Raw genomic sequence first — 4,479 nt, 5'->3', positions numbered from 1 at the left:
GTGCGTACGGGCCGGTGGGCCAGCATCGTCCCGCAACCGTGGATCGAAACCCTCGGCCCTCCCGCGGGGGTCATCACGCTGCCGCTCGACCAGCCGCACGTGAGGGCGCTCATCGCGCTCGTCACCACCAAAGCGGAGCCCGGCTCGCCCGTCATCCGCGAGCTGATTCGGGCCGCGCGCGACACCGGCATCCGCGAGGCGCTCGACGGCGGCTGATCACCGGTGATCGGCGCGACCTATCACGCGGTCGGAACCACGTCTTGGACACCTGGGCCGCCGTCCTCCGAGACTGGGATCTGTTGTCCCTGAAATCGGTTGTCCCTGAAATCGGTTGTCCCTGAAATCTGTTGTCCCTGACGGAGGATTCTCAATGGCCAAGTGCGTGATGGTGCTCTATCCCGATCCTGTCGGCGGGTACCCGCCCAGCTATGCGCGCGACAGCATTCCCGCGATCGCGGGTTACCCCGACGGCAGCAGCGTGCCGACCCCGTCGCGGATCGACTTCACCCCCGGCGAGCTGCTGGGTTGTGTCTCAGGCGCACTCGGGCTGCGGCAGTTCCTCGCCGACCGCGGGCACGAGTTGGTGGTGACGTCGGACAAGGACGGGTCGGATTCGGAATTCGAACGGGAACTCCCGGACGCGGATATCGTCATCTCCCAGCCGTTTTGGCCGGCGTACCTCACCGAGGAGCGCATCGCCAAAGCCCCCGCACTCAAGCTGGCGCTGACCGCGGGAATCGGCTCGGACCACGTCGATCTCGAGGCGGCGAAGCGTCGGGGCATCACGGTGGCCGAGGTGACGTACAGCAACAGCATCAGCGTCGCCGAGCACACGGTGATGCAGATCCTGGCGCTGGTGCGCAACTTCCTGCCATCGCATCGCTGGGCCACCGAAGGCGGTTGGAACATCGCCGACTGCGCGCAGCGCGCCTACGACCTGGAGGGCATGGACGTCGGGCTGATCGCCGCCGGCCGGATCGGGCGGGCGGTACTGCGCCGGTTGGCCCCGTTCGACGTCAACCTGCATTACACCGACACACGCCGGCTCGCAACGGAAGCGGAGAAGGAGCTGAACGTGACGTTCCACCCCGACGTGGAGTCGCTGGTGAGGTCCGTCGACGTCGTGTCCATTCATTCGCCGCTCTACGAGGACACCCGCCGGATGTTCGACGAGAGACTGCTGGCCACGATGCGGCGCGGCTCCTACATCGTCAACACCGCACGCGGCGAGGAGACCGTCCCCGAAGCCATCGCCGCCGCGCTGGCGAGCGGTCACCTCGCCGGCTATGCCGGCGACGTGTGGTACCCGCAGCCGCCGCCGGCCGATCACCCATGGCGCACCATGCCGAACAACGCTATGACGCCGCATGTTTCGGGCACCACGCTGTCCGCCCAGGCGCGCTACGCCGCCGGAACCCGCGAGATTTTGGAGTCCTTCTTCGCGGGGACGCCCATCCGTCCCGAGTATCTGATCGTGCAGGGCGGGAAGCTCGCCGGCACGGGAGCCCTGTCCTACCAGAAGTAGCCTCACCCTCGGGGCTTCGGCGATGTTGCCTGCCGCACCGTCATCGGCGCGACGTACCCGCCCACCGGGGTGCGGTGCCACCACGCCCGGACCCGCCGCAGCTCCGCCGGTGTGGTGAACCGGTACTGGTAGAGCTGCGCGCGAACATATCGGGGCGGTGATTCGGGAAAGGGGTTGTGCCGCAACAGGTGCAGCGTCGGCAGGTCGTTGCGCAGCAGCCGCTGCAGCAGCGGCCGCAGCCAGGGCTGGGCATAGCCGGGGGAGATGGCCGCGAACCACATCAGCCAGTCCAGCCGCAGATGATAGGGCGCCCACTGGCGGGGCAGTCGGCGCACGGCGCCGGGTTTGCCTTTGAATTCGTATTCCCGCCAGACCGTCTGACCGGTGATCTTCGCGTCGTCGGTGCCCTCGATCACCACCTCGCGCCGGACGCGGCCGATGCTGCCGAAGGCGCCGTAGGTGTTGACCAGATGGAAGGGATTGAAGGACAAATTCATTCGCTGGTGTGGGGACAGCATGTTGCGCACCGGCCAATAGCTCAGAAACAACACAGACACGGTGAACGCCAGCACCAGGGCGGTGAACCACACCGGCGGAGAAGCCGGCGCGGAATGTGCGGGCACCGGTAGCAGCATGCCCCACGACGAGTCGTCGATCGCGCTGCACGCCAACAGGATCGTCACCCAGTTGAGCCAAGCGAAGTTTCCCGAAGCCACCAGCCACAGCTGTGTGGCGACGATGATCGCCGCGGCCGCGCTCGCCACCGGCTGCGGAGCGAACAACCCGAACGGCACGATCAGTTGGGCGAAGTGGTTGCCCGCTGCCTCGATACGGTGCAGCGGCTTGGGCAGGTGGTGGAAGAACCAGCTCAACGGCCCAGGCATCGGCTGTGTTTCGTGGTGGTAGTACAGGCACGTCAAGTCCCGCCAGCACGGGTCGCCCCGCATCTTGATCAGCCCGGCGCCGAACTCCACGCGGAACAGCAGCAGGCGCGCCATCCACAGGGCCAGCACGGGCGGCGCCGTGCGGTCGTTGCCGAGGAAGATCATCAGGAACCCGGTCTCCAGCAACAACGACTCCCAGCCGAACGAGTACCACGCCTGCCCGACGTTGACGATGGACAGGTACAGCACCCACAGCGCGAGCCACATCAGCATCCCCGCCCACAGCGGCGCGAGGTCGGCTGCGCCGGCGACGATGGCTGCCGACAGGACCGCGCCGAACCAGGACACGCCCGCGAAGAAACCGTCGGAGTAGCGGAGATGAAAGACGCTGGGTGCCGCCCAGAACGATCTTCCGGCCAGAAACCGCGGCACCGGCAGTATTCCGTGCTCCCCGATGAGCGCGCGGAACTGCACGGCGGCCGCCAGGAATGCCAACAGGTAGACGGCCGCGGCGCCGCGCTCGAGCAACAGTCTGCCCAGCCAGTATTCGGGTGCGGACAACCAGCCCATGGGCGTAACTCCTCAGACGGTCGGGCAGACCTCCCGGCATATTCAGTCAACCAGCCGGTAAACCGGCGGCCAAGACCCGAGCCGGGCTAATCGTTACAGACGGGCCGCTGCCCGGCCCGCATCGTCACCGCGGTGTCAATGCCGCGGCTCCTCCTCGGGCCGCTGCCCGGCCCGCATCGTCACCGCGGATGCGGCGACCGCGGCGACCGAGATCAGCGCCAGCAGTTGTACATTCGCCGAATGACCGGCGTAGAAGTCGACCGACCGCCACGGATGCCGGGACAGCACGGCTCCGGCCAGGATCAAACCCCCCGCGCTCAGTGCAACCATCAGGGCATCGCTGCTGCGGTGCCGCAGCGCGTACCGCAGCGTGAGTACGGTACCGGCTACGACCAAACCCGCTACACCGGCGATCAGCGCACCGGCTGCCAGCACTGCGACCGCGGCCCAACCGCCGGGAGACCAGGGCGCCGCGGGCGGGTCGTCGTCGGAACGGCGGCGTCTCCACCAGGCCAGCGGCGCCAGCAGTGGCAGCAGCGCCAGACCCACCGCCAGGCCCGCCCGATACCGGGCGTCGGAGGCGAAGCCCAAGGTGATGGAACCGGGGTCGCCCGCGGGCACCACCCAGCCTTGCTGCCACCCGTTGACGGCGACCGGCCTCAGACGGACCCCGGCGGCGGTGCGCGCGACCCATCCGGGGTTGATGCTTTCGGGGACGACCAGCACCCGGGACCGCGCCGACGCGGGCGCGCGCACCGAGCGGTGATCGGAACTCCACACTCCGGTCGTCGCGGGCATCGGGGGGTCGGAAGTGGGCGGCAGTGCGATTGTCCCGGCAGCCAACAGCTGGGCCCCGTCCACCACGAATGCGGCGCCTGGGCTGATCAGCAGTTCCTGCCGGCCCGCCGGCAGCGCGATCGGGTCGCGTTCGCAGGGCAGCGCCCGCACCGGGTCACCGTCCAGCAGCGCGCCGGCGGTGGTCCGGATCGAGGTGTGCACGAACCGGCCCGCGACGGCGATGACCGGGCCCTGAAGCTCGCCGGCGCAGCCGAGTTCGACTACCCGAGAACGGTTCCGGGCAGCATCTGCGGGCGCGATCGGCTTGCGGTCGGCGCCCAAGACCGTGATCTCGGCCAGCCCCGGGGGTTTGAGCTGGTCGAACCCCAGCGCGTTGCGGTCGATGACGTCGTGCCAGCGCAGCAGGCGGACGGTGACGGTGTCGGTGACCCGCGGCTTGAGGGCCAGCTCGAACGACTGGGCCGCCGCGCCGTTCGAGGCCAGTTCCCGGACCTGCGGGCCGTCGCCCAGGTCGACCGTCACCAGTGTCGGGCGCGCCGGCAGTTCCCAGCGGCTGGGGACCAACCGCAGCCCGGTGACTTCGGTGGGCCGCGGCAGGGTGAGGGTCAGCGTCGGCGGGTCCTTGTGTTGCACGACCCGCTGCGGCGCTGTCCACGCGGTTGCCGGGTCACCGTCGGTGGCCGCATACGCCGAGCCCAGAAT

Annotated in this window: 3 protein-coding genes and 1 pseudogene; 2 read left to right on the top strand and 2 right to left on the bottom strand. The window is 69.0% G+C overall.

Annotated features, from left to right (window positions below):
* Positions 1-216, top strand: a pseudogene (locus AC2VOK_RS19325) (LysR family transcriptional regulator); the annotation flags it as partial.
* A 154-nt stretch (positions 217-370) separates the two neighbouring features.
* The gene (locus AC2VOK_RS19320; RefSeq protein ID WP_428901906.1) at positions 371-1,525 is read left to right on the top strand and encodes an NAD-dependent formate dehydrogenase; all 1,155 of its coding nucleotides are present in this window, start codon (positions 371-373) and stop codon (positions 1,523-1,525) included.
* Positions 1,526-1,527: 2 nt separating this feature from the next.
* Here AC2VOK_RS19320 and AC2VOK_RS19315 read toward each other — a convergent pair whose 3' ends face one another.
* The gene (locus AC2VOK_RS19315; protein WP_428901905.1) at positions 1,528-2,979 is read right to left on the bottom strand and encodes a lipase maturation factor family protein; all 1,452 of its coding nucleotides are present in this window, start codon (positions 2,977-2,979) and stop codon (positions 1,528-1,530) included.
* A 135-nt stretch (positions 2,980-3,114) separates the two neighbouring features.
* On the bottom strand, positions 3,115-4,479 hold a 1,365-nt coding region (locus AC2VOK_RS19310; protein WP_428901904.1), incomplete at its 5' end, for a discoidin domain-containing protein.

This window comes from Mycobacterium sp. TH-M116 (assembly GCF_057473685.1).
Note: the sequence above shows the minus strand (reverse complement) of the source record. Positions and strands in the feature narration are given on the sequence as shown.